This window comes from Pseudomonas sp. C11 (genome assembly GCF_034683865.1).
Classification (GTDB): domain Bacteria; phylum Pseudomonadota; class Gammaproteobacteria; order Pseudomonadales; family Pseudomonadaceae; genus Aquipseudomonas.
The window spans coordinates 213650-239849 of record NZ_JAWIIP010000010.1; the positions used below are offsets into that span (position 1 = coordinate 213650).

At 63.3% G+C, this 26200-nt stretch carries 29 protein-coding genes and 1 tRNA gene; 18 read left to right on the top strand and 12 right to left on the bottom strand.

The genetic code is table 11. The annotated features are described in order from the left end of the window. The first annotated feature begins 114 nt into the window (after window positions 1-114). The 3 genes from VC352_RS17580 (at window position 115) to VC352_RS17590 (ending at window position 2601) form a co-directional block, all read left to right on the top strand. Window positions 115-396 (top strand): peptidylprolyl isomerase, encoded by a 282-nt coding sequence (locus tag VC352_RS17580; RefSeq protein WP_003462270.1) that lies wholly within the window; start codon window positions 115-117, stop codon window positions 394-396. A 75-nt stretch (window positions 397-471) separates the two neighbouring features. Beyond that, window positions 472-2016 (top strand): sensor domain-containing diguanylate cyclase, encoded by a 1545-nt coding sequence (locus VC352_RS17585; RefSeq protein WP_322980813.1) that lies wholly within the window; start codon window positions 472-474, stop codon window positions 2014-2016. Window positions 2017-2061: 45 nt separating this feature from the next. Continuing rightward, window positions 2062-2601 carry a DUF1003 domain-containing protein gene (locus tag VC352_RS17590; protein ID WP_322980814.1) on the top strand — a complete coding sequence of 180 codons (540 nt, stop codon included), beginning with the start codon at window positions 2062-2064 and terminating at the stop codon, window positions 2599-2601. A gap of 15 nt (window positions 2602-2616) precedes the next feature. Here VC352_RS17590 and VC352_RS17595 read toward each other — a convergent pair whose 3' ends face one another. Beyond that, the gene (locus VC352_RS17595; RefSeq protein WP_322980815.1) at window positions 2617-3510 is read right to left on the bottom strand and encodes an EamA family transporter; all 894 of its coding nucleotides are present in this window, start codon (window positions 3508-3510) and stop codon (window positions 2617-2619) included. Window positions 3511-3650: 140 nt separating this feature from the next. Between VC352_RS17595 and VC352_RS17600 the strand changes: the two genes are divergently transcribed. From VC352_RS17600 to VC352_RS17615, 4 genes are all read left to right on the top strand, one after another. Next, on the top strand, window positions 3651-4385 hold the full coding sequence (locus VC352_RS17600) for a sulfite exporter TauE/SafE family protein (RefSeq protein WP_322980816.1): 735 nt from the start codon (window positions 3651-3653) through the stop codon (window positions 4383-4385). Window positions 4386-4502: 117 nt separating this feature from the next. Further along, on the top strand, window positions 4503-5204 hold the full coding sequence (locus VC352_RS17605) for a YebC/PmpR family DNA-binding transcriptional regulator (RefSeq protein ID WP_159972704.1): 702 nt from the start codon (window positions 4503-4505) through the stop codon (window positions 5202-5204). Between the two features lie 128 nt (window positions 5205-5332). After that, on the top strand, window positions 5333-5734 hold the full coding sequence (locus VC352_RS17610) for an NUDIX domain-containing protein (protein WP_322980817.1): 402 nt from the start codon (window positions 5333-5335) through the stop codon (window positions 5732-5734). A gap of 211 nt (window positions 5735-5945) precedes the next feature. After that, complete coding sequence (locus VC352_RS17615; protein ID WP_322980818.1) at window positions 5946-6275, top strand: DUF2025 family protein; 330 nt, start codon at window positions 5946-5948, stop codon at window positions 6273-6275. 1 nt (window position 6276) lies between these two features. Here VC352_RS17615 and VC352_RS17620 read toward each other — a convergent pair whose 3' ends face one another. Next, window positions 6277-7098, bottom strand: coding sequence for an amino acid ABC transporter permease (locus tag VC352_RS17620; RefSeq protein ID WP_322980819.1), 822 nt, complete (start codon window positions 7096-7098; stop codon window positions 6277-6279). Beyond that, complete coding sequence (locus VC352_RS17625) at window positions 7095-7916, bottom strand: ABC transporter substrate-binding protein (RefSeq protein WP_322980820.1); 822 nt, start codon at window positions 7914-7916, stop codon at window positions 7095-7097. Before VC352_RS17625 ends, VC352_RS17620 begins: the two co-directional genes overlap by 4 nt. Before the next feature lie 103 nt (window positions 7917-8019). On the opposite strand from VC352_RS17625, the gene VC352_RS17630 reads away from it, so the two are divergent. The 3 genes from VC352_RS17630 to VC352_RS17640 all read left to right on the top strand — a co-directional run bounded on the left by VC352_RS17630 (window position 8020) and on the right by VC352_RS17640 (window position 10514). Further along, window positions 8020-8916: a homocysteine S-methyltransferase family protein gene (locus VC352_RS17630; RefSeq protein ID WP_322980821.1), complete on the top strand. Its 897-nt coding sequence runs from the start codon at window positions 8020-8022 to the stop codon at window positions 8914-8916. 49 nt (window positions 8917-8965) lie between these two features. Continuing rightward, entirely contained in the window at window positions 8966-9370 is a 405-nt protein-coding gene (locus tag VC352_RS17635; RefSeq protein ID WP_322980822.1) for a GNAT family N-acetyltransferase, read from the top strand. A 106-nt stretch (window positions 9371-9476) separates the two neighbouring features. Continuing rightward, window positions 9477-10514, top strand: coding sequence for a GGDEF domain-containing protein (locus tag VC352_RS17640; RefSeq protein ID WP_322980823.1), 1038 nt, complete (start codon window positions 9477-9479; stop codon window positions 10512-10514). Here VC352_RS17640 and VC352_RS17645 read toward each other — a convergent pair. Further along, entirely contained in the window at window positions 10511-10837 is a 327-nt protein-coding gene (locus VC352_RS17645) for a hypothetical protein (protein ID WP_322980824.1), read from the bottom strand. The genes VC352_RS17640 and VC352_RS17645 overlap by 4 nt on opposite strands. 188 nt (window positions 10838-11025) lie before the next feature. On the opposite strand from VC352_RS17645, the gene VC352_RS17650 reads away from it, so the two are divergent. Beyond that, window positions 11026-11319 carry a hypothetical protein gene (locus tag VC352_RS17650; protein ID WP_322980825.1) on the top strand — a complete coding sequence of 98 codons (294 nt, stop codon included), beginning with the start codon at window positions 11026-11028 and terminating at the stop codon, window positions 11317-11319. 52 nt (window positions 11320-11371) lie between these two features. On the opposite strand, the gene VC352_RS17655 is transcribed toward VC352_RS17650, so the two are convergent. Both VC352_RS17655 and VC352_RS17660 read right to left on the bottom strand, forming a co-directional pair. Further along, a tRNA-Thr gene (locus VC352_RS17655) sits at window positions 11372-11447 on the bottom strand. A gap of 55 nt (window positions 11448-11502) precedes the next feature. After that, on the bottom strand, window positions 11503-12345 hold the full coding sequence (locus tag VC352_RS17660; RefSeq protein WP_322980826.1) for a S1 RNA-binding domain-containing protein: 843 nt from the start codon (window positions 12343-12345) through the stop codon (window positions 11503-11505). 230 nt (window positions 12346-12575) lie between these two features. Here VC352_RS17660 and VC352_RS17665 point away from each other — a divergent pair, with 230 nt between their 5' ends. Further along, window positions 12576-12767 carry a hypothetical protein gene (locus VC352_RS17665; RefSeq protein WP_322980827.1) on the top strand — a complete coding sequence of 64 codons (192 nt, stop codon included), beginning with the start codon at window positions 12576-12578 and terminating at the stop codon, window positions 12765-12767. 6 nt (window positions 12768-12773) lie between these two features. Here VC352_RS17665 and VC352_RS17670 read toward each other — a convergent pair whose 3' ends face one another. Together VC352_RS17670 and VC352_RS17675 are read right to left on the bottom strand one after the other, a co-directional pair. After that, a complete protein-coding gene (locus tag VC352_RS17670) occupies window positions 12774-13916 on the bottom strand; it encodes a PQQ-dependent sugar dehydrogenase (RefSeq protein WP_322980828.1) in 1143 nt (380 codons plus the stop codon). Between the two features lie 87 nt (window positions 13917-14003). After that, window positions 14004-14684 carry a substrate-binding periplasmic protein gene (locus VC352_RS17675; RefSeq protein ID WP_322980846.1) on the bottom strand — a complete coding sequence of 227 codons (681 nt, stop codon included), beginning with the start codon at window positions 14682-14684 and terminating at the stop codon, window positions 14004-14006. A 184-nt stretch (window positions 14685-14868) separates the two neighbouring features. On the opposite strand from VC352_RS17675, the gene VC352_RS17680 reads away from it, so the two are divergent. After that, window positions 14869-15846, top strand: coding sequence for a zinc-dependent alcohol dehydrogenase family protein (locus VC352_RS17680; RefSeq protein ID WP_322980829.1), 978 nt, complete (start codon window positions 14869-14871; stop codon window positions 15844-15846). Window positions 15847-16028: 182 nt separating this feature from the next. Here VC352_RS17680 and VC352_RS17685 read toward each other — a convergent pair whose 3' ends face one another. Then, window positions 16029-17357 (bottom strand): MFS transporter, encoded by a 1329-nt coding sequence (locus VC352_RS17685; RefSeq protein ID WP_322980830.1) that lies wholly within the window; start codon window positions 17355-17357, stop codon window positions 16029-16031. A gap of 514 nt (window positions 17358-17871) precedes the next feature. Between VC352_RS17685 and VC352_RS17690 the strand changes: the two genes are divergently transcribed. Further along, window positions 17872-20052: a putative bifunctional diguanylate cyclase/phosphodiesterase gene (locus VC352_RS17690; protein WP_322980831.1), complete on the top strand. Its 2181-nt coding sequence runs from the start codon at window positions 17872-17874 to the stop codon at window positions 20050-20052. Between the two features lie 82 nt (window positions 20053-20134). Here VC352_RS17690 and VC352_RS17695 read toward each other — a convergent pair whose 3' ends face one another. Beyond that, complete coding sequence (locus tag VC352_RS17695) at window positions 20135-20926, bottom strand: hydroxypyruvate isomerase family protein (RefSeq protein WP_322980832.1); 792 nt, start codon at window positions 20924-20926, stop codon at window positions 20135-20137. Beyond that, window positions 20923-21813, bottom strand: coding sequence for an NAD(P)-dependent oxidoreductase (locus VC352_RS17700; RefSeq protein WP_322980833.1), 891 nt, complete (start codon window positions 21811-21813; stop codon window positions 20923-20925). Before VC352_RS17700 ends, VC352_RS17695 begins: the two co-directional genes overlap by 4 nt. 128 nt (window positions 21814-21941) lie before the next feature. Here VC352_RS17700 and VC352_RS17705 point away from each other — a divergent pair, with 128 nt between their 5' ends. Genes VC352_RS17705 through phnE form a run of 4 tightly spaced genes read left to right on the top strand, consistent with a single transcriptional unit; the run spans window position 21942 to window position 25178 of the window. Next, entirely contained in the window at window positions 21942-22793 is an 852-nt protein-coding gene (locus VC352_RS17705; protein WP_322980834.1) for a putative selenate ABC transporter substrate-binding protein, read from the top strand. Continuing rightward, complete coding sequence (locus VC352_RS17710; RefSeq protein ID WP_322980835.1) at window positions 22790-23596, top strand: phosphonate ABC transporter ATP-binding protein; 807 nt, start codon at window positions 22790-22792, stop codon at window positions 23594-23596. Before VC352_RS17705 ends, VC352_RS17710 begins: the two co-directional genes overlap by 4 nt. After that, window positions 23590-24417, top strand: coding sequence for an ABC transporter permease (locus tag VC352_RS17715; protein ID WP_322980836.1), 828 nt, complete (start codon window positions 23590-23592; stop codon window positions 24415-24417). Before VC352_RS17710 ends, VC352_RS17715 begins: the two co-directional genes overlap by 7 nt. After that, window positions 24414-25178 (top strand): phosphonate ABC transporter, permease protein PhnE, encoded by a 765-nt coding sequence (gene phnE / locus VC352_RS17720; RefSeq protein WP_322980837.1) that lies wholly within the window; start codon window positions 24414-24416, stop codon window positions 25176-25178. Before VC352_RS17715 ends, phnE begins: the two co-directional genes overlap by 4 nt. 24 nt (window positions 25179-25202) lie before the next feature. Here the strand turns inward: phnE and VC352_RS17725 are convergent. Next, window positions 25203-26200: TolC family protein (locus VC352_RS17725; protein WP_322980838.1), on the bottom strand; the 998-nt coding region annotated here is incomplete at its 5' end.

Here is a 26200-nt window from a genome sequence, read left to right on the forward strand (position 1 = left end):
AGGGCCGAGCGAGGCCAGCAATACGGCGGCAATCAATCCCGCCAACAATCACGGCATTTGCATGACTCATCGATTGCTTTACGCTCTGAGACTCATTCCAACGGAGGTACTCCCATGGCTCGCGCCACTGCCCGCCACATCCTGGTTGCCAGCGAAGACAAGTGCAACGAACTGAAAGCCGCCATCGAAGGCGGGGCTGATTTCGCCCAGCTGGCGAAAGACAACTCCAGCTGCCCGTCCGGCCGCAGCGGCGGTGACCTGGGCTCGTTCGGCCCCGGCCAGATGGTCAAGGAATTCGATACCGTGGTCTTCAGTGCGCCGGTCGGCGTCGTCCAGGGCCCGGTGAAAACCCAGTTCGGCTATCACCTGCTGGAAGTCACCAGCCGCCAGGACTGATGCACTCTGGGAGGCTGCGCTGCGGCCTCCCATTCCCCAGGTCTTTCCTCTCTCGCAGGGCTCCGGGCTTCCTTCATGAGACGCGGTATCCGCCTCACCTCACTGTTGCTGGTCGTCATCTGCCTGTCCCTGGCGGCGCTGACGACGTGGCAAGTCTGGTTCTCGCGCGAACGCGCCCTGCACGAGCTGAACGTCAGCAATCTGAATCTGGCGCAGGCACTGGACAACTACAGCGAAGGTGTCATCCGCCAGTCCGAACTGGTCTTGCTCGAACTGGTGGAACGCCTGCAGCAAGACGGCCGCAGTCCGGCTCAACTCGCCCGCCTGGAAAACGTCCTACACGAGCAGATCAAGGTGCTGGGGCCATCGCGCACCATCATCATTTACGACGCACAGGGCAATCGCCTGCTCAGCTCGAGCGGAACGCTCAACCCATCCCCCCCCAACGGTGCGGATCGAGCCTTCTTCATCCATCATCGAGACGATCCCTCGGATGCCCTCTTCATCGGCCCGACCATCAAGAGCAGGCTCAGCGGCGAGTGGGTCTTCACCGTCAGCCGGCGCCTGCAGAACGCCGAAGGCCAGTTCGATGGCGTGGTGGCGGTCACCCTGGGCGTGGAACAGTTCCTGCGTCTGTTCGGCCGGCTCGATGTCGGTACGCAAGGCTCGGTGAGCCTCTCCACGAGTGACAACAAGCTGCTGTTCCGCTACCCGTTTCGCGAGCAGGATGTCGGCCTGAACTGGTCCAACTCTCCGATACTTCAGCAGCTTCGGATCAGCGGCGAAGGCGTCATCGAGAGTTCGTCACGCATCGACGGGGTGAAGCGCCTGTACGCTGCGCGCCGCAATGAACGACTACCACTGATTACCGTCGTCGCTCGAGGCCGTGACGAAGCACTGGCGTCCTGGCGTCACGACGCTCAGCTGTTCGCCACGCTGATCCTGATTCTAGTGGTAAGCGTGGCAATCATCGGCAGCCGCCTGTTGATCGACATCCGCCGTCGTTCGCGCGCCGAACGCCAACTGCGCAGCGCACGTGAGGAGTTGCTCGATGCCAACAGCCGCCTGGAAGTGCTCGCCTCCCAGGATGCCTTGACCGGCCTGGCCAACCGCCGCAGCTTCGATCAGACCCTGGAGGTGGAAATCCGCCGCGCGCAGCGGCGCAACTCGCCGCTGTCGCTGCTGCTGATGGATATCGACCTGTTCAAGCGTTACAACGACCGCTATGGCCATGTCGCCGGTGATGCCTGCCTGCGCGCAGTAGCCGAGCAGCTCAAGCAATGCGTGCGCCGCCCAGGTGATCTGGCAGCACGCTATGGCGGCGAAGAAATGGCCGTCATCCTGCCCAACACCGACCCGCAAGGCGCACAGGCCGTGGCTGAAACCTTCATGCACAACCTGGCACAGGCCAATCTCTCGCACCAGGCCAGCCCCTTCGAACGGGTCACGGCCAGCATCGGCCTGGCCAGCCTCGTACCAGGCCAAGCGCATGGTTCCACCACCGAGTCCCTGATCGGGGCCGCCGACAAGGCGCTCTACGACGCCAAGGCCAAGGGCCGCAACCGCATCGAGAACGCCAGCGCGCCCGATGCCGAAGAGCGTGACAAGACCACCGGTTAAGGTTCAGCATCGGCGCCATGCCCTCGGCCCGGAAGTCTGGACACGATGAACGACCACACCCCCAATCCACTGCAACAGCTCGCTCAGAACCTGCTCGGCAAGGCCGTGCATGAACTGGAACCGGAAGAAAGCCACGTACTGGAACAGATTCGTCAGCGTCGCCCAATCAGTCGCGACGCGGCCGATGCCTCGGACGAAGAGTCGACGCTCGGCGAGCGCCTCTCCGACAAGGTCGCGGCGGTCGGTGGCTCCTGGACCTTCATCCTCTGCTTCTCGCTGACCATGCTCGGCTGGATGCTGATCAACACCGACGTGCTCGCGCACTTCGGCATGGCTTTCGACCCCTACCCCTACATCTTCCTCAACCTGATGCTGTCGACCCTGGCCGCGGTTCAGGCGCCGATCATCATGATGAGTCAGAACCGCCAGGCGGCGAAGGATCGCCTGGCCGCCAGCCTCGACTTCGAGGTCAACCTGCGCGCCGAGCTGGAAATCATGCGCCTGCACGAGAAGATCGATCAGCGCATTCAGCAACGCCTGGATCTGATCCTCGAGCGTCTGCCCGAAAAGCGTCAGGAAAGCTGACAGTACATACGCACGTCAGGCGGTGCCTGGCGTGCGGCGACGCCAGCGGTCGAGCAGACGTCCGCCCCAGACGTTGATCAGCAAACCGCCCATGACCAGCGCGGCGCCTAGCATCTGCAGGCTGCCCAGGCGCTCGTCCAGCAGCAGCGCCGATGAACTGATGCCCACCACCGGCACCAGCAGCGAGAACGGCGCCACCTGGCTGGCCGGATAACGCGACAGCAACCGGCTCCACAAGCCATAGCCGAGAATGGTCGCGCCAAATGCCAGGTAGGCCAGCACCAACGCCGAGTCCAGGCTGAAATGACGCAGCGAATCGGCGATCACCTGCGGCCCGTCCAGCCACAGCGACAGCCCGAGGAAGGGCAGCGGCGGAACCAGACTTCCCCACACCACCAGGCCCACCAGATTGACTTTGCCCAGCTTGCGCGTGACCACGTTGCCCAACGCCCACATCGAGGCGGCCGCGATGGTCAGGGCAAACCCGGCCAGGGTCATCATCTGGTCACCCTGCAGGCCAATCAGCGCCAGCCCGGCTGCAGCCACCAGCAGCCCGAACAGGTTGCTCCCACGCAGGCGCTCGCCAAGAAAGAGTGCGGCAAAGAACAAGGTGAAGAACGCCTGCGACTGCAGCACCAGCGAGGCCAACCCAGCCGGCATGCCGACATGCATCGCATAGAAGAGAAAGGCGAACTGCCCCAGCGATATGGTCAGGCCGTAGGCCAGCATCCAGCGCAACGGCACCTGTGGGCGACGCACGAAGAGGATGGCGGGAAAGGCCGCGAGCAGAAAGCGCAATGCGCCCAAGAGCATTGGCGGCATACCGTGCAGCCCGACCTTGATCACCACGAAGTTCAGGCCCCAGACCACGATCACCAACACTGCCAACAACAAATCCCTGGGTGACATGAACACAGGCCTCGCACTGAATGAGCCCGCATTAGAGCAACAAGACGGTCACTGCCGACAGACACAGTCGGTCATGAAAAAAACCACACAGGTACGCCTGACTGCTAACCTGCGCCCTCCTTCGCTGCGCCCTGCCGACCATGACCCTGCATGATTTCCTGCTCTTCGCGCTGCCGGCGATCTTTCTCACCGGCCTGTCCAAAGGCGGCTTCGGCGGCGCCCTTGGCGGCATCGCCGTGCCCCTGCTGGCCCTGGCCACCTCCCCGAAACAGGCCGTTGCGGTGATGCTGCCGATTCTCTGCCTGGCCGACGTGGTGGGACTGAAAGCCTACTGGGGCAAATGGGACACAGCCAACCTCAAGGTGATGCTGCCCGGCGCGGTGATTGGCATCGCCATCGGTTCGCTGACCTTCGGTTTCTTCGACGAGCGCGCCATCGGCCTGCTGATCGGCGGCATTGCCATCAGCTTCGTCGGCCTCGGCCTGCTGGCCAGTAACCAGACGCCAAGACCGCTGCAGAGCGGCCGCGGTGTACTGCTGTCGAGCCTGGCCGGCTTCACCAGCTTCGTCGCCCACGCCGGCGGCCCGCCAGTGATGATGCACCTGCTGCCACAGCAACTGGACAAGGTGCGCTTCGTCGCCACCATCAACCTGTTCTTCCTGCTGACCAACGCCGCCAAGCTGCTGCCCTACGCGGCATTGGGCCAGTTCACCCAGGAAAACCTGCTGCTCAGTCTGATGCTCGCCCCCATCGTGCCGCTGGGCGTCTGGAGCGGCCTCTGGCTGCAAGCCCGGGTCAACCATCTGTGGTTCTACCGCATCGCGCGGTTGGGCATTCTGCTGGCCGGTGTGCAGTTGATCTGGCGTTACGCCTAGACCAACGGAAATTGCAGGTGCCGACAGCCGCGCAAGGCACTAGAATCCGCACCCTATCCGATCGTCAGGCGCACCCGGGCCTGACGCCGATTCACTTCTCGGCCAGGAGACCCCCAGATGGGCGCCCAGTGGAAAGCCAAACCCAAAGAAGCCGCCGCCAATGCCCGAGGCAAGATCTTCGGCAAGCTGGTGAAGGAAATCATGATCGCTGCGCGTAACGGCGCCGACCCGGACATGAACCCCAAACTGCGCCTGGCCATCCATCAGGCCAAGAAAGCCTCGATGCCCAAGGACACGCTCGACCGCGCCATCAAGAAAGGCGCCGGGCTGTCTGGTGAAGTGGTCAACTACGAGCGCACTCTTTACGAGGGTTTCGCCCCGCATCAGGTGCCGCTGATCGTCGAGTGCCTGACCGACAACGTCAACCGTACCGTCGCCGAGATCCGCGTGCTGTTCCGCAAGGGCCAGCTCGGTGCCTCTGGTTCGGTGAGCTGGGATTTCGACCACGTCGGCCTGATCGAGGCCAGCACTGATAGCGATGCCGACCCGGAACTGGCCGCCATCGAAGCCGGTGCCCAGGACTTCGTGCCGGATGACGAGGGCGCGACCCTGTTCATCACCGATCCGACCGACCTCGACGCCGTGTGCAAGGCATTGCCGGAGCAAGGCTTCACCGTCAACTCGGCCAAGCTCGGCTACCGTCCAAAAAACCCGGTGACCAGCCTGACCCCGGAGCAGATGGAAGAAGTCGAAGCCTTCCTCGAGGCCATCGACGGTCACGACGACGTGCAGAACGTCTACGTCGGCCTCGCCGGCTGATACTTACCAGGCGCCCTGGATGGGGCGCCTCTGTCAGACTCCCCTGTGGGAGCCCCGCCCCGGGGCGAAGCTTGGCAACGTGCCTTGTCCGGCTTCGTCAGAGACGCCATCAGTTCAGTGCCTGCCCCATGAAAACCACCCTGCATATCGCCGCTGCCTGCCTGTTCGATGAACAAGGTCGCCTGTTGCTGGTACGCAAGCGCAACACTCGCTTCTTCATGCTGCCAGGGGGCAAGCGCGAGCCCGGTGAAGATGCACTGTCGGCGCTAAAGCGTGAATTGCACGAAGAGCTTGAGCTGCAACTGGAGGACGCTGCGCTAGAACCGCTCGGCCAGTTCCAGGCCCCAGCCGCCAACGAAGCCGATACCTGGCTGCAAGCGGATATCTACCGCGCCGCCCTGCCCCATGCCGTGCAGGCAGCCGCCGAGCTGGAGGAGCTGCGCTGGCTCGACAGCACACAGCCACTGCCCGATGACCTGGCGCCGCTACTGCGCGAGCATGTGCTGCCGGCCTTGCAACGCCGTTCTTGAAGCGTTCCCCAACCCGGCAGACGCCAGCGACCCAGAAATGGCTCCTGCCATCCTTGGCGGCAAACCTGCTGGCCATCGCAAGCGACGTCAAAAATGGCTCCCGGCAATTTTTTGATCCACGGCAAGGCTAGCGAGGGCGCGAGCCGTTAGGCTGTGCCGATAACCAGAACCATTCTCTTTGCGTGCAAACCCACAGTCCGCGAGGTTTGCCATGAGTATCACGTCCACCCTGATCTGCCAGGCCGCCGACCAGTTGCAAGGTTTCGTCGGTTTCAACGCCAAGACCAGCCAGTACCTGCTGCGTTTCTCCGAAGACAGCTTCGGCCTCGACGTGCCGGCCGACACCATCACACCGACTTGCGAGCATGTCTGGCAGGCTGACGATGCCGGCCTGATGCGCCTGGATCGCCAGCGTCTGGCCTGGCTGCAGGAACAGCGTATCGACGACCGGGTGAACCTCAGCGAGCCGCTGCGCGTTTACCTGCGGCGCAGCGACCTGCCGGAGATCCGCGCCGAGCGCCGCCCGCTGGCACCGGCCTGAGTCAGCGCTGGTAGCCGCGCGAGAAGTGCCGCTCCAGGCGCGCCTGCAGCAACTCCAGCAGGATCGACAGTACCCAGTAGATCACCGCTGCGGTGGTCAGCATCTCCAGATACCGGTAGCTGGAGCGGCCATAGGACTGGGCCAGGAACATCACTTCCCAGACGCCCATCACCGAGATCAGGGACGAGTCCTTGAGCATCGAGATGAACTGGTTGGCCGTGGGCGGGATGATAGTGCGCATGGCCTGCGGCAGAACGATGTGGAAGAAGATCTGCGCCGGGCGCATGCCCATCGCTATGGCGGCCTCGCGCTGGCCGGAAGGCACAGCGATGATGCCGGCGCGGAAGATCTCACTCAGGTAGGCGCCGTAGTTCAGCGACAGCGCGATGATGCCGGCACTGATCGCCCCCGGCACCACGCCAATCTGTGGCAGACCGAGGTAGATCAGCAGAATCTGGATCATCAGCGGCGTGCCACGGAAGAACGAGGTGTAGAAGCTGGCAACACCGACCAGCACCGCACTGTTCGACAGCCGCGCCAGGGCAGCCGCGAAACCGAGTAGCAGTGACACCACGATCGAGCACAGGCACAGGAACAGCGTCAGCGCCGCGCCCTGCAGGAAGCCGTTCGGGCCAAGCTTGAAGCCCGCCAGATAGGGGAACTTCTCCACGATGATGGAGAACTTCAGGTCGAAGCTGAGGAAGAAGGCGACGAACAGGACGAACAGCGCCAGCCAGGTCAGGTACAGGCGCGAACGGAAACCGAACAGGTCGAAGCCAACCCCGTCCTGGGGCTGGCCCCGGGTAGATTGCTGATCACTCATTTACTGATGTCGGCACCGATCCACTTCTGCGACAGACGCGTCAGCGTGCCGTCTGCCTTGAGCTCGGCGAATGCCTGACGCACCTTGGCGTCCCATTCGGCATCGCCCTTCTCGATGGCCACCGAGTTGGGTTCTTCGTACAACGCTGCACCTGCCAGCTTGAAGCGGTTGTCCTGCTGCAGGCGCGCCTGCGCCGTCACCAGATTGGTCAGTACGGCATCCAGGCGCACACCGGCACCCAGGGCCAGATCCTGGAAGGCAACGTTCTCGGTGTCATAAGGGGCGGCCTGCACGAAGTCGAACGGGTAATCGATCTTGCGATCCTCGTCCCCTTCGATCACCAGCCCCTTGTTCAGGTAGCTCTCGTAGCTGGAAGCACTGATCACACCGACCTTGAGGCCATTGAGATCCTTGGCCGAGTGAATGCGCTCATCCTTGGCGTTGACCACGATCACCGCCGGCGAGGCGTAGTATTCCACCGGGAAGTCGAAAACCTCGGCGCGCGCCTGGCTCGGCGTCATCGAGCAGATGCAGATGTCGTAGCGGCCATTCCAGCGGCCTGCGGCGATCACATCCCAGGACGGCGTTTCGAAACGCACCTTGACCCCGAGCTTCTCGGCCACGGCCTTGGCCACGTCCACGTCGAAGCCATCGAGCTGGTTCTGCTCGTTGAGGAAGGAGAACGGCGGGTAGCTTTCCATCAGGACGTTGACCATTTCCTGCTTCGACTGCACGCGATCGAGGATCTCGCCGGCCAGGGCTTGGGTGGTAAAGGTCGCCGCGAGCAAAGTCGCACTGAGCAAGGTTGGCAAACGCATGGAAATACCTGAACAATAGATAGGCAAAAGGATGGCGTATTAAATAGTTATAAACGGCATCCAAGAAGTGAATTCTATTCATATTGATATATTCGGATCTTATATGCACGACAAGCCTTTGGTTATCCTCGATGGCGGCATGGGCCGAGAGCTGCAGCGCCGTGGCGCGCCCTTTCGCCAGCCGGAATGGTCGGCTCTGGCCCTGACCGAAGCACCGGAGGCCGTGATTGCCGCTCATACGGCGTTCATCGAGGCCGGCGCTCAGGTCATCACCAGCAACAGCTACGCCGTCGTGCCCTTCCATATCGGTGAGGAGCGCTTTGCCGCCGAAGGCCTGAGCCTGGCCGACACCGCAGGCCGCCTGGCGCGCAGCGCAGCCGATGCCAGCGCTCATAAGGTGCGTGTAGCCGGCTCGCTACCGCCGCTGTTCGGCTCCTACCGGCCGGATCTGTTCCAACCGCAACGCGTCAGCGAAATCCTCACGCCACTGCTGCAGGGCCTCGCCCCGCATGTCGACCTGTGGCTGGCCGAAACCCAGAGTTCCATTGCCGAGGTGCGCGCTACCCATGCCCTGCTGCCGCAAGACGGCAAGCCGTTCTGGGTATCCTTTACCCTGCAGGACGATGGTGTTGATGATGTGCCGCGCCTGCGCTCCGGAGAAGCACTGAGCGAAGCGGCCGAAGCCACGGCCAGCCTCGGCGTGCAGCACCTGCTGTTCAACTGCAGCCAGCCGGAAGTGATCGGTGCGGCCATCGATGTCGCCCGTGAAACCTTCGCCCGCCTGGGCGTGGACGTCACCCTCGGCGCCTATGCCAATGCCTTCCCGCCGCAACCCAAGGACGCCAAGGCCAATGACGGCCTGGATGAACTGCGCGAAGACCTCGATCCGCCAGGCTATCTGGTCTGGGCCAAGGACTGGCGCCAGCGTGGCGCGAGCATGCTGGGCGGCTGCTGCGGCATCGGCCCCGAGCATATCGCCGAACTCAAGCGCCAACTCTAAGCGCCTGTGCGCCTGGCTTCGTCTCGCGACGTTGCCAGGCGCTATCTGCATGCCAACCTGCCGCCTGCTACCCATCCCATTGCGCCCGCTGGTCGACAAGTTCTACCGCCAGCACCGCTCGCCCATGCGCAGCCAGAGCGGAGATGAATGCTGGGTCGCGCAGGATGGCAGTGAAATCGTCGCGGCCCTCAACCTTCGCCGCGTTGCGGATGGCCAATGGCTGACCGGACTGTTCGTCACGCCTGCGTTACGCGGCCAGGGTTTGGCCTCGACGCTCACGGCGCACGCACTGCAGACGCACCCTGAACCAATCTGGCTGTTCTGCCACCCCAACCTGCTCGCGTTCTACCAGCGTCTGGGATTCAGCCCCTGTCACGCGCTGCCTGCCGAACTGCAACAACGCCTGCTTCGCTACCAGCGCAGCAAACCGCTGATTGCCCTGCGCATCCACTGACACCCTGGCACAACGGCGTAAATGCTGGCACTTTGATCAGGAAAACCCCTTGCCAGCGCATGGCCAAGCTCTGCATGCTTGCCCGCATAACAACGAAAGAAGTGCCATGGCCACTCAATTCGCACGCTTGCTCAAGCGCCTGCGCAACGACTTCCAGCTGTCGATCATCAGCCTGATGGGGCTGTTCGGCATCATCGGCATTTCCCCTTATGCCGCGTACCGTCTGCTGACCGGCAACTATCTGGTGGGTATCGCCGACACCATCATCGTCTGCTCCACACTGATTGCCGTGCTCTACGCCTGGATAACCCGCGACACGGTCAAGCCGGGGATCTATCTGGCAGCCGTGTTCTCGCTCGGCGCCACCCTGATCGCCATCAATCTGGGGATCAACGGCCTGTTCTGGATCTACCCGCTGATCCTCTTCAACTTCTTCATGGTTACGCCTGGCAAGGCCCTGCTGGCGACCCTGCTGGTACTGGGCGGCCTGGTTAGCCACGCCCTGCTGGTACCGGGCAGCGTATTCGAAAGTCACTATCAGATGGTGTCGTTCCTGGTCACCGGCATGATGGCCAGCATGCTCAGTTTCATCTTCGCCTTCCGCACCCGCACGCAGCGCGATCGGCTGCAACTGATGGCCATTCAGGATCCGCTGACCGGCGCCCGCAACCGACGCGCGATGAACGACGAGCTGAAGATCGCCATGTCCAGCCATCGCCGTCATCAGCACAGCTTTGGCCTGCTGGTGATGGATCTGGATCACTTCAAGCAGATCAACGACCGTTTCGGTCATCAGGTAGGCGACCAGGTGCTGGTCGCGTTCGTCGAACTGATCCAACGCAGCTCGCGCAAGGAAGACCGGTTGTTCCGCTTCGGCGGTGAGGAATTCCTGCTACTCCTGCCCAACACAGAGGCGAGCGGCCTGCACAGCGCTGCCCAACATCTGCTCAGGCGGGTCGCGGAAGAACTGGAAAGCCCGGCGGGGAGCGTCACCGTATCCATTGGCGGCGCCCTGCTGCGCAGCGACGAGCATTGGGAGAACTGGCTGCAACGCGCCGACGCAAGCCTCTATCGGGCGAAGAGCGAGGGACGCAATCGCGCAATCATCGACAGCACGACCCAGGCCATTCCCACCGAAGCCTAGCGACTGCGCTGTTGCTGATAGGAACCGGATCCAGGCTGACGCTCGATGATCAGCCCACCCGGGTATTCGGTGCTTTGCCGGATACTGCCACGCGTCTCGCTGGAGTAACTGCCATAGCCGCTTTCCTGGCGCACACTGCCCTGCGGCAAGCGCTGCCCGCCATACAGATCGTGTCGCTCGTACTGCACCGACTCGGAAACGCTACCACTGGCACCCGGGCTCACATAACTCTTGGGGATCACCCGAATCGTCTGTGGCTCTGCCGCCATAGCCGCCGCACCATACACGCACAATGCAAGCATCAACCCAACGCGAAATGACATAGATCCCTCCTGTAACGGAGCGTTGAAAAACGACCTGCCTCCAAGCTTTGACCGCCAGGGACAAAAAGGTTTCGGCATATGGCTCACCAGCAGAACCTCGACCACGTCACATATTGCTAGCTTTTTTAACGCCGTTCTGTAGCATTGCGACACCCGTGATAGCACTTAGCCAGGAGGCACAAATGGGCATGGATAGCCGCGAATGGTACCGAGACGAACCGAGCCGCATCGGCAAGCGACCGTCCTGGGACAACTTCAGTGCATCGCCACGCACCGAAACGATCGCACCTCAAAACCAGAAGGTGGTGAAAATCATCCGCCCCCTGAAAAAATCCCAGCCGCCTACCCACCTGCAACGCCAGGCCCAGCAAATCCTCGAAGCGCATAGCGCCTCCCAGCAGGGTAGCCTCTGGCCGGTATACGGCATCTTCCTCTTCGCCTTCGGCATGCTCGGCTACGTCAGCTACAACCTGATGTACTGACAGCTTGCCAGAAACGACAAAGGGTTAGCCGAAGCTAACCCTTTGATTTTTATGGTGCCGGAAACAGGAGTCGAACCTGCGACCTTCGCATTACGAATGCGCTGCTCTACCAACTGAGCTACACCGGCAAGAAGACCGGCGCATTATGCGAGTTGGCGCGGCTGGACTCAAGACGTGGCTGCATCAACCTTTCAGCAGTTCGATGCGGTCGTCGTGAATGCGGATTCGCCCTCCCTTGTAGAGGCCGCCGATGGCCTTCTTGAAGTTGCCCTTGCTGACCCGGAACTGCTCGGTGATCGCTTCCGGCGGGCTCTTGTCGCTCAGGGCCAGCACGCCGCCCTGCTCGCGCAGGCGTTCGAGGATCTGCTCGGCTAGGCCGGTGGCGGCTTCGCGACCGATTGGCTGAAGGCTGAGGCTGATCTTGCCGTCGTCACGCATTTCCTTGATGTAGCCCTTTTCGCGCATGCCGCTGCGCACGAACTTGAATAATTCGTTCTTGTGAATCAGGCCCCAGTGCTTGCCGTTGATGATGGCCTTGAAACCCAGGTCGGTGCGTTCGGCGACCAGCAGGTCGACTTCCTGGCCAGCCAGGTATGGCGCAGGGGTCTGGTCGAGATAGCGATCCAGGCGCGCCGTAGCAGTCAGGCGGCGGGTACGCTTGTCCAGATAGAGGTAGACCACGCAGTAATCGCCAACCTGCAATGGACGCTTTTCCTCGGAGTGTGGCAGCAACAGATCCTTGGCCAGGCCCCAGTCGAGGAACAGGCCGATGCGGTTGATGTCGACGACCTTGAGGCTGGCGAATTCACCAAGCTGGATCTTCGGCTTTTGCGTGGTGGCGATCAGCTTGTCTTCGCTGTCGAAGTAGATGAACACATTGAGCCAGTCATCGACTTCGCTGGGCGTGTCCTTGGGTATGTAGCGTTTGGGCAGGAGGATTTCGCCATCGGCGCCGCCATCGAGGTACAGCCCGAAGTCGGTGTGTTTGACCACCTGCAAAGAATTCATCCGCCCAATCAAGGCCATCGTTTTTCACCTCATCAAAACAGCCGGGCATTCTAAACCAGTTGAGCCATCATCGGGCCGTCTACAACATTATTCGACAGCCGGTCAGAAACGACTCAACTGACTGATCAGCCAGGTTTTTCTGCTGATTCGGCACGCCTGTCGCAGCAGGGCGATGGCAATCAACCGAGCAAAAATGCCCCCGTTCAGGCACAATGGCCGGCCGCCCATCGAAAAGACAGAGAAAGCTCATGGCTACCCTGCGCGTAAAATCCTCCTCCGGCAAAAGCAGCAAACCCGAAGCGGCCGTGGCCACTCGTGAATCGCTGGATGCACAGATTGCCGCCTTCCTCAATGGCGGCGGTGAGATCCAGCAGATCGCCAAAGGCGTCAGCGGCCAGCAGGCCGGTGGCACGCGGCAGATCACCATCAGCCGCAAGTAAGCCGTGCTACTGCGCCAACCCCAGGCGCAACAACTGGCCACGGGGTGCATCCGTCAGTACGTAGAGATAGCCGTCCGGCCCCTGCCGTACGTCACGCACCCGTGCGCCGAGCGTCTGCAGCAGACGCTCCTCGTGCACCACCCGATCACCATCGAGTTGCAGGCGAATCAGCGCCTGGTCTGCCAGTGCACCGATGAACAGGTTGTGCTGCCAGGCCGCAAAGCGCTGTGCATCGTAAAAGACCATGCCACTGATCGCCGGTGATTTTGCCCAGACATGATGCGCTGCCTCGGTGCCCTCGACCGTCTCGCCCTTGGCCTCGGGAATCGGCAGCAGCGAATAGTTGATGCCATGCGTGGCCAGCGGCCAGCCATAGTTCTTGCCGGCCTCGGGTATATTGATTTCATCGCCCCCGCGCGGGCCATGTTCGTGCGTCCACAGCGCTCCCGTCCAGGGATTGAGCGCGGCGCCCTGCTGGTTACGGTGGCCATAAGACCAGATTTCCGCCCGCACGCCGGCCTGGCCGACGAAAGGGTTGTCTTCAGGGATGCGCCCATCGGGGTAGATACGCACCAGTTTGCCCTGCAGCTTGTCGAGATCCTGCGCGGTGGGTCGCTGGTTGTTGTCGCCCAGGGCGATGAACAGGTGACCGTCGCGGTCGAATACCAGACGCGAGCCGAAATGCGCGCCGCTGGACAGCTTGGGTTGCTGACGGAAGATCACCTGAAAATCCTCCAGCGCATCGACCTCGTTCGACAGTCGCCCACGCCCGACGGCCGTGCCTGCTGCGCCATCACCGGCTTCCGCGTAGGACAGATAGACCAGACGATCTTCGCTGAACGTTGGCGAGAGCACGACATCAAGCAGCCCGCCCTGCCCCGAGGCATAGACCTCCGGCACACCACGCAAGGGCTCGGACAGAGCACCATCGGGACTCACACGACGCAGGTGGCCCGGCCGCTCGCTGACCAGAAATCCCTGCTGATCCGGCAGAAAGACCACAGCCCAGGGGTTGGCCAGCCCCTCGGCCACAGTCTGCACCTGCAATGGGCCGAGTTCACTGGGCAGTTGCCGATCCTGCGCCAGAACGGGCGAGGCGCCGAACAGGGCAATCAGTGCAAGGCTTGCGAAAGAAATCGAACGAGGCATCGCGGCGGCTCCTGTGCGCTAGAGACGAGCGCACTAGGGTGCTACAGCGCGAGTGAAGAGGCAGCCACGCAAAGGTTTCGCCAGGTTTCAGCGTTCCTGATAGCGCTCAATGATCCGCTCATATTCGCCACTCTCGCGCAACTGACGCAGCCCTTCGTCGAAACGTTGGCGCTGAGTATCTAGGCGAAAGCCGACGCGATAGGGCGTCGGGGGAAAAATCTCGTACCAGGTCAGTGGCTGCGTGATATCGACCTGGTCAGCTACCAACCGGTCGAAATAGCGAATGATGCGTTCATCACCAACCACGACATCGATACGGCCGCTATAAAGCAGACGGTTACGATTGATCTGCTGAGCTTCCTCGCGGTAGCGCGGGTTGTTCAGCGCCATGCGCTCGAACTCTGGCCCCATCAGCAAACGCGCGCGCTGGAAGGTACTGATCGAATGACGAGAGAGATCGGCAATAGTCTCGATGCGATAACCGCGGCTGGCCAAGGCCACTGCGACGTTGTGGTAGTGGATATACACCTGCGAGTAGTGCGCCTCGACGCCACTGCCGTAGTTGGTGGTGGTAATGGCATCGATCTCGCCACGCCGAAGCATCAGGTGCAGGCGCTCCATCGGTGCGTAGTGGGCCGTCACCTCGAAACCAACATTATGTGCCGCACGGCTGACTAGGTCGTACTCCAGCCCTCGCGGCTCGCCCTCGAACACGTAGGGCGGCTTGTTGGTGCCAAAACCAACGTGCAACTCCTGCGCTGGCACCATAGCTGCCAACCATAGCAGCAGTACCCCTAACCACCATTTGTACATGCCTTACCCCGCACTCGTTCGGAGTGAGCATAGCTGGCTCTGCACCTTCATAACAAAATTGGATGCGGGAGGATTCATTCCGCTTTGCACCATCACGGCTAGACTGGCTCGACACATTCGTATCTGCCAGGAGAACACCATGCTCAAAGCCGAATACCAACGCCGTGGCCCCGTTCCGCAAGACGTGATCGAAGCCGTCGAACTGACGCTGGCCGAACCCGCTACCGGCCAGGTACGGGTGAAAGTGCTAGCCGCGCCGATCAACCCCTCCGATGTGCTCACGCTGACCGGCGCCTACGGCATGCTGCCGCCGCTGCCAGCCGTTGGCGGCAACGAAGGGGTCGGTCGTGTGGAAGCGCTCGGCGAAGGCGTCAGCCACCTCAAGGTCGGCCAGATCGTGCTGCTGCCGGTGGGCTGCGGCACCTGGGTCAGCGCCATGAACGCGCCGGCAGACAAGCTCATCCCGCTGCCGGATGCCGATCCGCAGCAACTGGCGATGCTCACTGTTAATCCACCGACCGCCTCGCTGTTGCTGAGCGAATTCGTCGATCTCAAGCCCGGTGACTGGGTGATCCAGAACGCCGCCAACTCGGGTGTCGGCAGTTACCTGATCCAGCTGGCCAAGCTGCGCGGCTTCAAGACCATCAACGTGGTACGTCGTGAGTCGGCCGTGGCAGCCGTGCAGGCCGAAGGTGGCGATGTGGTACTGGTCGACGGCCCGAGTCTGGCCAAGCGTGTACGCGAAGCCACGGGAGGTGCCGAAGTGCGCCTGGGGATCGATGCGGTTGGTAGCGTCAGCACCGATCACCTGGCCGCCGCCCTGAGCAACGGCGCTGTACTAGTCAACTACGGCATGATGAGCGGCCAGGCCTGCCAGGTCTCGCCTGCATCCTTCGTGTTCCGTGACGTGACGTTGCGCGGCTTCTGGCTGGCCAAATGGTTCCAGCAGGCCAGCCAAGCGCAGCAGATGAAGGTATTCGGCGAACTGGTGCAGTTGATCGCCAGCGGCAAGCTGAAGACCCGCGTGGCGGCCACCTATGACCTGGCACATATCAAGGATGCGATAGCCGCGGCCGCCAGTGGCGAGCGAGACGGCAAGATCCTGCTGGTTCCCTGAATCAGCCGCGTAGAGCGGATCGGGACACCGGCCGCTCGTAGCGCCAGCGAACAGTCCGCCGGGCCATGTCAGGCCTGGCACCACAACGCCCCCCTAGAATCCCCCGACGTGCAGCTCTGCCAGCGAAGCACGCAGGTACTCCCAAAAAGTAAGACAAAGGGGGCAACGCCCCCTTCTCCGGATCAGGCCGGCACGGCCTGATCCATGCTTTCACGCATGCACAGGGCGTCCTGCTGGAAGCACCGCGCCGCCTGCAACAGCGCCAGCAGAGTCAGCAGCAGAGCCACCGGAATCAGCAGCATCGCATCATGCAAGCCGACAGCCTTGAAGGCTTCCGTCATCTCCTCGCCCCCTGCGGCGTGCATGGCTGCCTTGGCGTAGTGATCCGACAGCCAGCCCACGGCTACCGGGCCAAGACCGCCGCCCAGCAGGTACAGGCCGGCGAAATACAGCGCCATCGCCGTGGCCCGTAGACGCGGCTCGATCACATCCTGGATCGCCGTATACACGCAGGTGTAGAAGTTGTAGGCGAACAGCCAGCCCAGGCTGAATACGCCGACGAACAGCGCCGTGTCGATGCGCCCTGCGAGCAGCGCCCAGCCAGTGCACAAGCAGCCGACCAGCATGCTGAAAGCCCCCAGCAACAGGCGCCCATTGGTCCAACGCTGGTGCACCTTGTCCGCTACCCAGCCGCCCAGGGTCAGGCCGACCAGCCCGGTCAGGCCGACGATCACCCCAGTCGCCATCGCTGCGTTATGCAGCGTCAGGCCGTAGTAGCGCTGCAACATCGGCACCAGGAAGGAATTGCAGGCATAGGTGGCGAAGTTGAACGCCAGCCCCGCCAGTACCAGCCACCAGAAGGTGCGAATCGCCAGCACCTTGCGGATGGGCTTGTCCACCGGATCCGAGCTGACCTGGGTACTTTCGGCCGCACCACGCGCCGGTTCACGAATAAATAACAGGAATACGGCAAGGATCAGCCCCGGCACGGCGGCGATCACAAAGGGCGCACGCCAGCTATCGAAGGTCTGCACCATGGCACCGATGGTGAAAAAGGCCAGCAGCAGACCCAGCGGTAACCCGAGCATGAAGATACCCATCGCCCGTGCGCGCTTGTGCGCGGGAAAGAGGTCACCGATCAGCGAATTGGCCGCCGGGGCGTAGCTGGCCTCACCGATGCCCACGCCCATGCGGATCAGCAGGAAACTCCAGAAATTCCAGGCCAGGCCGTTGAGCGCGGTCAGGCCACTCCACGCCGCCAGGCCCCAGCCCATGATTTTGCGCCGCGCCCCGGTATCGGCCATGCGCCCCAGCGGCACACCGGCGATGGCGTAGACGATAGTGAACGAGGTACCGATCAGCCCCAGTTGCAGGTCACTCAGCCCCCACTCCAAGCGTATAGGTTCGATGATGATGGCCGGGATGGTGCGATCGAAGAAGTTGAACAGGTTGGCGAGAAAGAGCAGAAACAGAATGCGCCAGGCATTCGAAGCTTGCTGGTTGGGCTGCATGGCAAGTCATCTCTTGTCGTTATCTGCGCCAGGCCTCCTGATGCCGCCGACCCTGGCAGCACCGGCCAAACGCCGGAGGCTGCAATCTAGAACCTTTGCCAGGCAGTGTCTGCGAACATTCGCTACGTTTATGCCTGTCGATGGCGCACAGGCAAAACTCAGATGAAATGACCATGTCAGTGCGCAACCTGCCGATTTCCGTGCTAGAACCAGTTAGAGCCCCGACACGGCACAAGGCCAATAGTGGGCCGTTAATGGACCGATACCCGCACAGCACGAAATGCTGCGGTGAGGCGTGACAAGGCAATCTCCACTGAGCTGGTGCCGTATAAGGAGCAGATAAGTTTCGCGTTAGATCGTCACGCGATACCTGAGTAGTACCGTACGCCCGGCACCTGCGGTCATGACCGCAGCCAACGCTCTTTGGCAGCGCCCCATCACGCGCCGCGACGCTTCATGCACGTCAGCATCGGCTATCACTCGCAGAAGCTGAACGAAGCAAGACGGAGTGGCTATGGAAGGACTTTCGATCCGTTTTCTCGAGGCACTGCCCACACAGGGCCAACTACTGCTCGACTGCCGCCATGATCCCTGGCTGGTGTTGCTCTCCTACATCATTGCCACCATAGGCAGCCTCAGCACACTGAATATCACCAAACAGCTCGATCACGTGCAGCGCCACAACATGCGCGTGACCTGGGTACTGGTCGGTGCGCTGTGTCTGGCCGGTGGCATCTGGTCGATGCACTTCATCGGCATGCTGGCTTTCCAGGTGCCGGTAGCCATCCATTACGACCTCACCACTACCCTACTGTCGCTACTGGTCGCCCTGGCTGCGGCGCTGCTGGCGCTCTACTGCATGGCCCAGCCACGTCCAAGCCTAAGGCGACAGGCGCTGGCCGCCTGCATCATCGGCAGCGGCATCGCCGCGATGCACTACAGCGGCATGGCGGCCATCCGCTCCCCCGCCCAGGCCTACTATCACGGTGGGCTGTTCGTGATTTCCATCGCCATCGCCATCTCGGCGAGCTTCGCCGCGCTGCTGCTGGCCCAGTACTTTCGCTACGGCTCGCTACGCCGCCAGCAATCTCTCAAGTACTCCGCCGCGCTGGTGATGGGCGCTGCTATTACCTCCATGCACTACACCGGCATGGCCGCGCTGCACCTGGTCGTACCCGACGGCACCGAACTACAACTGCGCAGCGCCGACAACAGCTTACAACTGGTATTGATTGTCGCGGTCACCACATTGCTGATCCTCAGCATGGGCCTGGCCGCCGCCTGGATGGGCCGCAAGCTGGACGACAAGGAGCGCGACCTACAGCGCGTCAACGCCCTGCTGGTGCAACTGGATCATGCGCGGGCATCGCTGGAGCAGGTGGCGCATTTCGACCCGCTCACCGAACTGCTCAACCGCCGCGGTTTCAACCGGGTATTCGCCGCCGCCCTCGAAGAACACGCCATCACCGGGCGCAGCCTGGCGGTGATGTTCCTCGACATGGATCACTTCAAGCGTATCAACGACACCCTCGGCCACGATGCCGGCGACGAACTACTACGGGTGGTGGCGCAACGTATCCGCAGCACCCTGCGCGAGCGTGACATCGTCGCGCGTTTCGGCGGCGACGAGTTCTGCGTGGTGGCCAGCCTCGACAGCAACACCGCGCCACGGGTTCTCGCCCTGCGTCTGCTGGAGCAGATGAAGGAGCCCATCGTCCTGGCCGAACGCAAGATGGTCATGACCACCAGCATCGGCATCAGCCTATTCCCCCAGGACGGCAACAGTGCTGACGAGTTGCTCAAGCACGCCGACCTGGCGCTCTACCAGTCCAAGGGCAGCGGACGCAACGTGGTGCATTTCTTCAACCCGCACCTGCGGCAGAAAGCGTCCTTCGAGCTGCAACTCGAGGAAGACCTGCGCCAGTCACTGCAACAGAGCACCGACCTGCTGCTCTACTACCAGCCGATCATCGACCTGCGTACCGGCGAGCTGGCCAAACTGGAAGCACTGGTGCGCTGGAAGCACCCGCAGCACGGTCTGTTGACGCCCGACCGTTTCATCGCCATCGCCGAAGCCAATGGCTTCATCGCCCAGCTCGACGACTGGGTGCTAGCCCAAGCCTGCCTTGACCTGCGCTACCTCGCGGAACTGGGCTACTCGGAGCTCAACGTGGCCGTCAACTGCTCGGCCCTGAACCTGGGCAACGACCAGCTTCCTGGTCGAATCGAGCAGATACTCAATGACACTCGCTGCCCGGCCCAACGCCTGGAACTGGAGGTAACCGAAAGCGCCCTGCTGAGCAATATCAACCGTGCCATCGGCCTGCTGGAAAGCATTCGCGCACTCGGCGTGAGCCTGTCGATCGACGACTTCGGCACTGGCTATTCCTCCCTCGCCTACCTGCGCCGCCTACCGCTCAACACCCTGAAGATCGATCGCTCGTTCATCCAGGACATCGCCAACTCCAGCCAGGATCGCGAGATCGTCCACGCCATCATTGCCATGGCCCATGCCCTGCATCTGAAGGTGGTTGCCGAGGGTGTGGAATCGACGCAGCAACTGAGCTTCCTGCAGGAGCGCGGCTGTGACCAGGTGCAGGGTTACCTGTTCAGCAAGCCGGTGCCGCTGGACGAGCTGATCAGACAGTTCCAGCCCCACGAACGGCCGCTGGAGCGCATCGCCGCAAGGCTCTAGGGGCATCGCCGCTAAAGCGCCTCCCACAACAGCGGCACCGATAGCGTGGGAGGGGCTTTAGCCGCGACACTGAGCAGCGCCCTCAAGCACTGGCCGCATTCGACCTGAACACCTGCAACCAGCCCAGGCTGGCCCGCGTGCCCTGCTCGCCCGGCTTGTACTCGGCGCCTAGCCAACCGTCATAACCGCTGTCACGCAAGGCGCCCAGCAGCGGCGCGAAAGCCAGTTCGCCGCTGCCCGGAGCGCCACGCCCCGGCACGTCAGCGAACTGTACATGGCCGATACGCCCGGCCAACAAACGCACGCCAGCAGCATCCAGATCCTGGCGCGCCATGTGGTAGAGGTCATACTGCGCCGCCAGATTCGGATGGTTCACCGCACGCAGCAGCTCATCCAGATGCTCCGGCGTGTTGATCAGAAAGCCCGGCATGTCGATGGGATTGATCGCCTCCACCAGCACACGAATGCCCAGTACAGCGAAGGCCTCGGCACTCTTGCGCAGGTTGGCAACCAGGCAATCCAGCGCCTGCTCACGACTCAGCCCCTCGGCCAGGCGCCCGGGCAGCACGTTGACGCAGGCCGGGCGCACCATGGCGGCGTAACTCAGTGCCTCCTGCAGGGCAGCGTCGAACTCGGCCTGGCGCGCCGGTACGCCGGCCAGGCCGGGGCCACCAGTCATGAGGTCGCCCGTCGGCACGTTGATCAGCACCAACGGCAGGCCGCTAAGTTCCAGCGTTTCCTTCAGGGCGATGGCCGGCAGCTCGTAAGGGAACTGGATTTCCACACCCTCGAACCCCGCGCGCATTGCGGCCAGCACACGCTCGCGCAGCGGCAGTTCAGTGAACAGCATCGACAGGTTGGCAGCGATCTTCATGGGCATTGCTCCCGTAATAACTCCACCAGAGTGGCAGGGTCGCGCTCCAGATTGCCCTGGCTACCGTGCAAACGCATCAGTTGCGCGGCCAGGCCGCTCATGGGCGTGGCACTGCCCTGTCCGTGCGACAGCTTTACGGCGGTGTCGAGATCCTTGAGCAGCGTGCGCACATGCCACTTGATCGGCTCGAACTGACTCGCCGCCATCTGCGGCGCAAGGATCTGCAGCGGTTTGGAATCGGCAAAGCCACCGGCCAGGGCCGGCGCGATCAGGCTGGCATCGACGCCTGAACGCTCGGCCAGCGCCACCACCTCGGCGATCACCAACGCGTTGCAGGCGACGATCATCTGGTTGCACACCTTGGTTACCTGCCCGGCGCCCACCTCGCCCATACGCGTCAGACGCTGGCCCAGGTGCGCCAATATAGGTCGCGCACGCTCCACGTCCTCTTCGCGGCCACCCGCCATGATCGCCAGGGTGCCGGCCTCGGCCCCCGGCGTGCCGCCGGACACCGGTGCGTCCACCCAGCGCATGCCGGTGCGCGCCTCCAGTTCGGCCGCCATCGCGCGGGTGGCGGCCGGCTCCAGGCTGGAAAAATCCACCAGCAATTGACCAGGCCGCGCGCCTTCGACTATGCCGCCGGGGCCGAACACCACATCGCGCACCACCTCGGTATTGGCCAGGCAGAGCATCACCACACTGGCGTCGCGACACAGTTCGGCAGGGTTTTCGACACGATGTGCGCCCTGCGCCAACAGCGGCGCGCACTTGTCCGGCGAGCGATTCCAGACGGTCAGCGGATAGCCTGCGGCAAGCAGGCGGCGGGTCATCGGCAGGCCCATCAGGCCAATACCGGCGAAAGCCAGGGCGGGCAGCGTGGCGGTCATCGGACAACTCCAGAAACAGGGTCGAAGGCCGCATCTTAACCCCTGCTTCACTGCACGCGTGCTGCAACCACGGCGATGGCTCACTATACTGCGCACGCCTTCCCCGCCATTGAACCGGAGAACTCCACATGCTCAAGCACACCCTGGCGCTCGCCGCCGGTATCGCCCTGTCCATATCCGCCGTATTCGCGCACGCTGCCGATGTCCTCAAGGTTTCGGCCATTCCCGACGAAGCCCCTACCGAGCTGCTGCGCAAGTTCAAGCCGCTGGGTGCCTACCTGGAACAGGAACTGGGCATGAAGGTGGAGTTCGTGCCGGTGGCCGACTACGCCGCCGTGGTCGAGGCGCTGGCCGCCGACCGTATCGACATGGCCTGGCTGGGCGGTTTCACTTTCGTCCAGGCGCGTCTGAAAACCGGCAACGCCGTACCGCTGGTGCAGCGCGAACAGGACGCCGAGTTCACCAGCAAGTTCATCACCTCCGACCCGGCGGTGAAATCGCTGCAGGATCTCAAGGGCAAGACCTTCGCCTTCGGCTCGGTGTCTTCCACCTCCGGCAGCCTGATGCCGCGCTACTTCATGCTGCAAGACGGCATCAAGCCGGAAGACTTTTTCAGTCGCGTAGCCTACTCCGGCGCCCACGACGCCACCGCTGCCTGGGTGCAAGCCGGCAAGGCCGACGCAGGCGTACTCAATGCTTCGGTGTGGCAGAAGCTGGTCGACGCCAAGAAAGTCGATACCGACAAGGTCAAGGTTTTCGCCACCACACCGACCTACTACGACTACAACTGGACGGTGCGCGGTAGCCTCGACCCGGCGCTGCAAGCGAAGATCAAGGCCGCCTTCCTCGCCCTCGACCCGGCCAAGCCGGAGCACAAGGCGATTCTCGACCTGCAGGCCGCCAGCCGCTTCATCGAGACCAAACCAGAGAACTACGAAGGTATCGAGGAAGCCGCTCGCGCCGCCGGCCTGCTCAAGTGAGCATCACCCTGCGTGGCGTGGGCCTGGCCCACGCCAACGGCAAGGTTGCGCTGGAGAACATCGATCTGCACGTCGTTCCTGGCGAGCGGGTCGCCATCATCGGCCCCTCCGGTGCCGGTAAGACCACCCTGCTGCGTCTGCTGGCCACCAGCCTGCAACCCACGCAGGGCGAGATCGACCTGCTGCAAAGCCCCCCCTGGCGCCTGGCGGCTCGTCAGCGCCAGCGTTTGCGCGCCCGTATCGGCCTTATTCACCAGACACCGCCGCTGCCACCGCGCCAGCGTGTAGTCACCGCCGTGCTCGCTGGCAAGCTTGGCCAATGGTCGTTGCTCAAGGGCCTGCTCAACCTGCTTCACCCACTCGATGCCAGCGGCGCGCAAGCGGCCCTGGCGCGGCTGGACATCAGTGAGCAGTTCTACCAGCGCTGCGACCAGCTCTCCGGTGGCCAGTTGCAGCGCGTCGGCATCGCTCGCGTGCTGTACCAGGCGCCGGAGCTGATCCTCGCCGACGAACCCGTCTCGGCCATGGATCCAGTGCTGGCCGGCCATACTCTGGCCGTGCTCAACCGCGAAGCTGCCGAACGTGGCATGACCCTGCTGGCCAGCCTGCACGCCGTCGACCTGGCCCTGGCGCACTTTCCCCGCGTCATCGGCATTCGCAACGGGCGCATCGCCTTCGACTTGCCGACCGATAAGGTGCAGCCTGCTCAGTTGGAAGCGCTCTACGCCAATGAGCAGTTGCAGGCCATGCCCAGCTCGCCCGTGCAGTCGCCGACTCAGCCGGTGCATATCCCACGATGCTGAGCAAAGCTCCACGAGACCCTGCTGCCCTGCCGCGCCTGCTGATCACGGTGCTGGCGCTGCTGTTGTTATGGCCGGGCCTGCGCTTGAGCGAGCTGGATCTGGTCGTGTTGGTGGACGGCGACAACACCCGCGCCATGGGCAACTTCCTCGCTGGATTCTGGCCGCCCGCGCACGATGCTGAATTCCTCATCCTGCTCGGCCGCGCCACCCTGGAAACCCTGGCCATCGCCACCGCCGGCATGAGCCTGGCGCTGCTGATCGCCATTCCCGCCGCGCTATTGGCCAGCCGTGCGCTGTCGCTGTCGGCCGTGCATCGCGGTGGCCGCCCGGCCTGGTGGGCGAACCTGGCACGCTGGCCGGTGCGCGGGCTGCTGATCTTCCTGCGCAGCGTGCCGGAGATCGTCTGGGCACTGCTGTTCGTCCGCGCCGTCGGCCTCGGCCCTACCGCCGGGGTACTGGCCATCGCCATCACCTACGCCGGCATGCTCGGCAAGGTCTATGCGGAAATCTTCGAATCGGTCGACGCGCGCCCTGCCCGCGCCCTGCTCGGTGCCGGCAGCGGCCGATTGACCGCGTTCGCCTACGGCGTGCTGCCCAATGCCGCCGGGGAAATGCTCTCCTACACCGTCTACCGCTGGGAGTGCGCCATCCGCGCCTCGGTGGTGATGGGCTTCGTCGGCGCCGGCGGCCTGGGCCAGCAGATCGACCTGTCGCTGCGCATGTTCGCGGGCGGCGAAGTGGCCAGCATGCTGCTCACCTTCCTCCTGCTGGTGCTGCTGGCCGACCAGTTCAGCCGCCTGCTGCGCGCGAGGCTGACATGAGAGTCGGCAATCTGATCCTGCTCGCCGCCATTCTCGGCGCAGTGGTTGCCTCGTTCCTCTACCTGGGCATCGACCTCGGCTCCCTGCTGGCCGGCGACAGCCTGACGCAGATGGGCAAATACGCCAGCGGCTTTCTGCAGCCGGACTTCTCCGCCGCGCACCTGCAGGCCATCGGCCGTGGCGCGCTGGAAACCCTGGCCATGTCCGCCCTCGGCACCCTGCTTGCGGCTGTTCTCGGCCTGGCGCTGGCCCTGCCCGCCGCTGGCCGCTTCGGCGGCTTCGCCCTGCAGGCTACGCGTTTATTGCTCAACGCTATGCGCGCCATTCCCGAACTGGTCTGGGCGGCCTTGATGGTGCTGGCCGCCGGTCTCGGCCCCAATGCCGGCACCCTGGCATTGGCCCTGCACACCGCCGGTGTGCTCGGCCGGCTGTTCGCCGAGGCGCTGGAAAACACCCCACGCGAGCCTGCCGACGCCATCCGCGAGAACGGCGGTGGCCGCATCGTCGCCTTCTGCTACGGCACCCTGCCGGGCGTGTGGCCACAACTGGTCGCCTACAGCCTGTACCGCTGGGAAAACAACATCCGCATGGCCAGCGTGCTCGGCTTCGTCGGCGCCGGCGGCCTGGGACAGATGCTCTACATGAGTCTCAGCCTGTTCCAGGAAGCCCAGGCGGCCACGGTGATCCTGGCCATGCTCCTGCTAGTACTGGCGGTCGATGCCTTGAGTGGCTGGGCGCGGCAGCGCTGGGTAAGCGCCTGAACGAGCCCCAGACTCGCCTGGCAATCACTTGGCCGCAAGCGCCTCGGGCTCTTTCCAGCCACCGCCCAGCGCCTTGAATGCTGCAACGCCAGCGCGGGCCGACTCGGTTTGCGCCTGGGCTCGGGCATCGGTGGCACGCAGCAGGTTTTCATCGGCCTGCAACACTTCGATCAGGCTGACGACACCCTGCTGGTAGGCCTCGAACGAGGCCTGCCGCGCGCGGCTGAGCGAGTCCACGCCCTGCTCCAGCACACGGGCCTGCTGCTCACGCTTGACCAGTGCCGAGAAGGCATTTTCCACGTCCTCGGTGGCGCGCAGCGCGACGAGGCGGTAGGCCGCCAGTTGTTCGGCTTCCTGCCCTTTGGCCAGGTCGATCTGGGCATCGATGCGGCCGAAGTCGAACAGGCGCCAACGCAGCCCCAGCACGCCACTCATCTGGCTGGCGCCGCTGCTGAACAGGTTGCCATCGGACACCGACGTGGCACTGCCGATCAGCCCACTCAGCGAAAACTTCGGGTAGTACTCGGCAATGGCCGCACCAATGCGGGCGTTCGAAGCAGCCAGGCGGCGCTCAGCGACGATCAGGTCGGGCCGGCGACGCAGCAGGTCGCCAGGCGTACCGCTCGCAGCGATCTGCGGTGTCATCGGGATAGCCTCGCTCCCGGCCAGCTCGGCGCGATACGTACCAGGTTGCGCACCGAGCAGCACGTCGAGAGCGTTCATCGCAGCATCCAAGCCGGCCTCCAGCACCAGCACCGAAGCGCTTACCTGAGCCAGTGCGCCGCGGGCCTGATGCACCTGCAACTCGGCAGCCAGCCCCTGGCCTTGCAGCAACTCGATGGTGGCCACCAGCTCCTGTTGCGTCTTCACCTGCTGACGCGCCACGGCGATACGGGTTTGCAGGCCGCGAATGCTGATGTAGGTGTCGGCGGTCTGCGCTGCGATGGCTAGCTGTGATCTCTCAGTAGGTTGTTCATCCGGGGCATTCCCGGAATTCTGGAAGCGCGACCAACACAGCCTTC

Coding starts and splice junctions, on each gene's coding strand:
- VC352_RS17580 (WP_003462270.1), top strand. CDS start 115: ATGGCTCGCGCCACTGCCCGCCACATCCTGGTTGCCAGCGAAGACAAG.
- VC352_RS17585 (WP_322980813.1), top strand. CDS start 472: ATGAGACGCGGTATCCGCCTCACCTCACTGTTGCTGGTCGTCATCTGC.
- VC352_RS17590 (WP_322980814.1), top strand. CDS start 2,062: ATGAACGACCACACCCCCAATCCACTGCAACAGCTCGCTCAGAACCTG.
- VC352_RS17595 (WP_322980815.1), bottom strand. CDS start 3,510: ATGTCACCCAGGGATTTGTTGTTGGCAGTGTTGGTGATCGTGGTCTGG.
- VC352_RS17600 (WP_322980816.1), top strand. CDS start 3,651: ATGACCCTGCATGATTTCCTGCTCTTCGCGCTGCCGGCGATCTTTCTC.
- VC352_RS17605 (WP_159972704.1), top strand. CDS start 4,503: ATGGGCGCCCAGTGGAAAGCCAAACCCAAAGAAGCCGCCGCCAATGCC.
- VC352_RS17610 (WP_322980817.1), top strand. CDS start 5,333: ATGAAAACCACCCTGCATATCGCCGCTGCCTGCCTGTTCGATGAACAA.
- VC352_RS17615 (WP_322980818.1), top strand. CDS start 5,946: ATGAGTATCACGTCCACCCTGATCTGCCAGGCCGCCGACCAGTTGCAA.
- VC352_RS17620 (WP_322980819.1), bottom strand. CDS start 7,098: ATGAGTGATCAGCAATCTACCCGGGGCCAGCCCCAGGACGGGGTTGGC.
- VC352_RS17625 (WP_322980820.1), bottom strand. CDS start 7,916: ATGCGTTTGCCAACCTTGCTCAGTGCGACTTTGCTCGCGGCGACCTTT.
- VC352_RS17630 (WP_322980821.1), top strand. CDS start 8,020: ATGCACGACAAGCCTTTGGTTATCCTCGATGGCGGCATGGGCCGAGAG.
- VC352_RS17635 (WP_322980822.1), top strand. CDS start 8,966: ATGCCAACCTGCCGCCTGCTACCCATCCCATTGCGCCCGCTGGTCGAC.
- VC352_RS17640 (WP_322980823.1), top strand. CDS start 9,477: ATGGCCACTCAATTCGCACGCTTGCTCAAGCGCCTGCGCAACGACTTC.
- VC352_RS17645 (WP_322980824.1), bottom strand. CDS start 10,837: ATGTCATTTCGCGTTGGGTTGATGCTTGCATTGTGCGTGTATGGTGCG.
- VC352_RS17650 (WP_322980825.1), top strand. CDS start 11,026: ATGGATAGCCGCGAATGGTACCGAGACGAACCGAGCCGCATCGGCAAG.
- VC352_RS17660 (WP_322980826.1), bottom strand. CDS start 12,345: ATGGCCTTGATTGGGCGGATGAATTCTTTGCAGGTGGTCAAACACACC.
- VC352_RS17665 (WP_322980827.1), top strand. CDS start 12,576: ATGGCTACCCTGCGCGTAAAATCCTCCTCCGGCAAAAGCAGCAAACCC.
- VC352_RS17670 (WP_322980828.1), bottom strand. CDS start 13,916: ATGCCTCGTTCGATTTCTTTCGCAAGCCTTGCACTGATTGCCCTGTTC.
- VC352_RS17675 (WP_322980846.1), bottom strand. CDS start 14,684: ATGGTGCCAGCGCAGGAGTTGCACGTTGGTTTTGGCACCAACAAGCCG.
- VC352_RS17680 (WP_322980829.1), top strand. CDS start 14,869: ATGCTCAAAGCCGAATACCAACGCCGTGGCCCCGTTCCGCAAGACGTG.
- VC352_RS17685 (WP_322980830.1), bottom strand. CDS start 17,357: ATGCAGCCCAACCAGCAAGCTTCGAATGCCTGGCGCATTCTGTTTCTG.
- VC352_RS17690 (WP_322980831.1), top strand. CDS start 17,872: ATGGAAGGACTTTCGATCCGTTTTCTCGAGGCACTGCCCACACAGGGC.
- VC352_RS17695 (WP_322980832.1), bottom strand. CDS start 20,926: ATGAAGATCGCTGCCAACCTGTCGATGCTGTTCACTGAACTGCCGCTG.
- VC352_RS17700 (WP_322980833.1), bottom strand. CDS start 21,813: ATGACCGCCACGCTGCCCGCCCTGGCTTTCGCCGGTATTGGCCTGATG.
- VC352_RS17705 (WP_322980834.1), top strand. CDS start 21,942: ATGCTCAAGCACACCCTGGCGCTCGCCGCCGGTATCGCCCTGTCCATA.
- VC352_RS17715 (WP_322980836.1), top strand. CDS start 23,590: ATGCTGAGCAAAGCTCCACGAGACCCTGCTGCCCTGCCGCGCCTGCTG.
- phnE (WP_322980837.1), top strand. CDS start 24,414: ATGAGAGTCGGCAATCTGATCCTGCTCGCCGCCATTCTCGGCGCAGTG.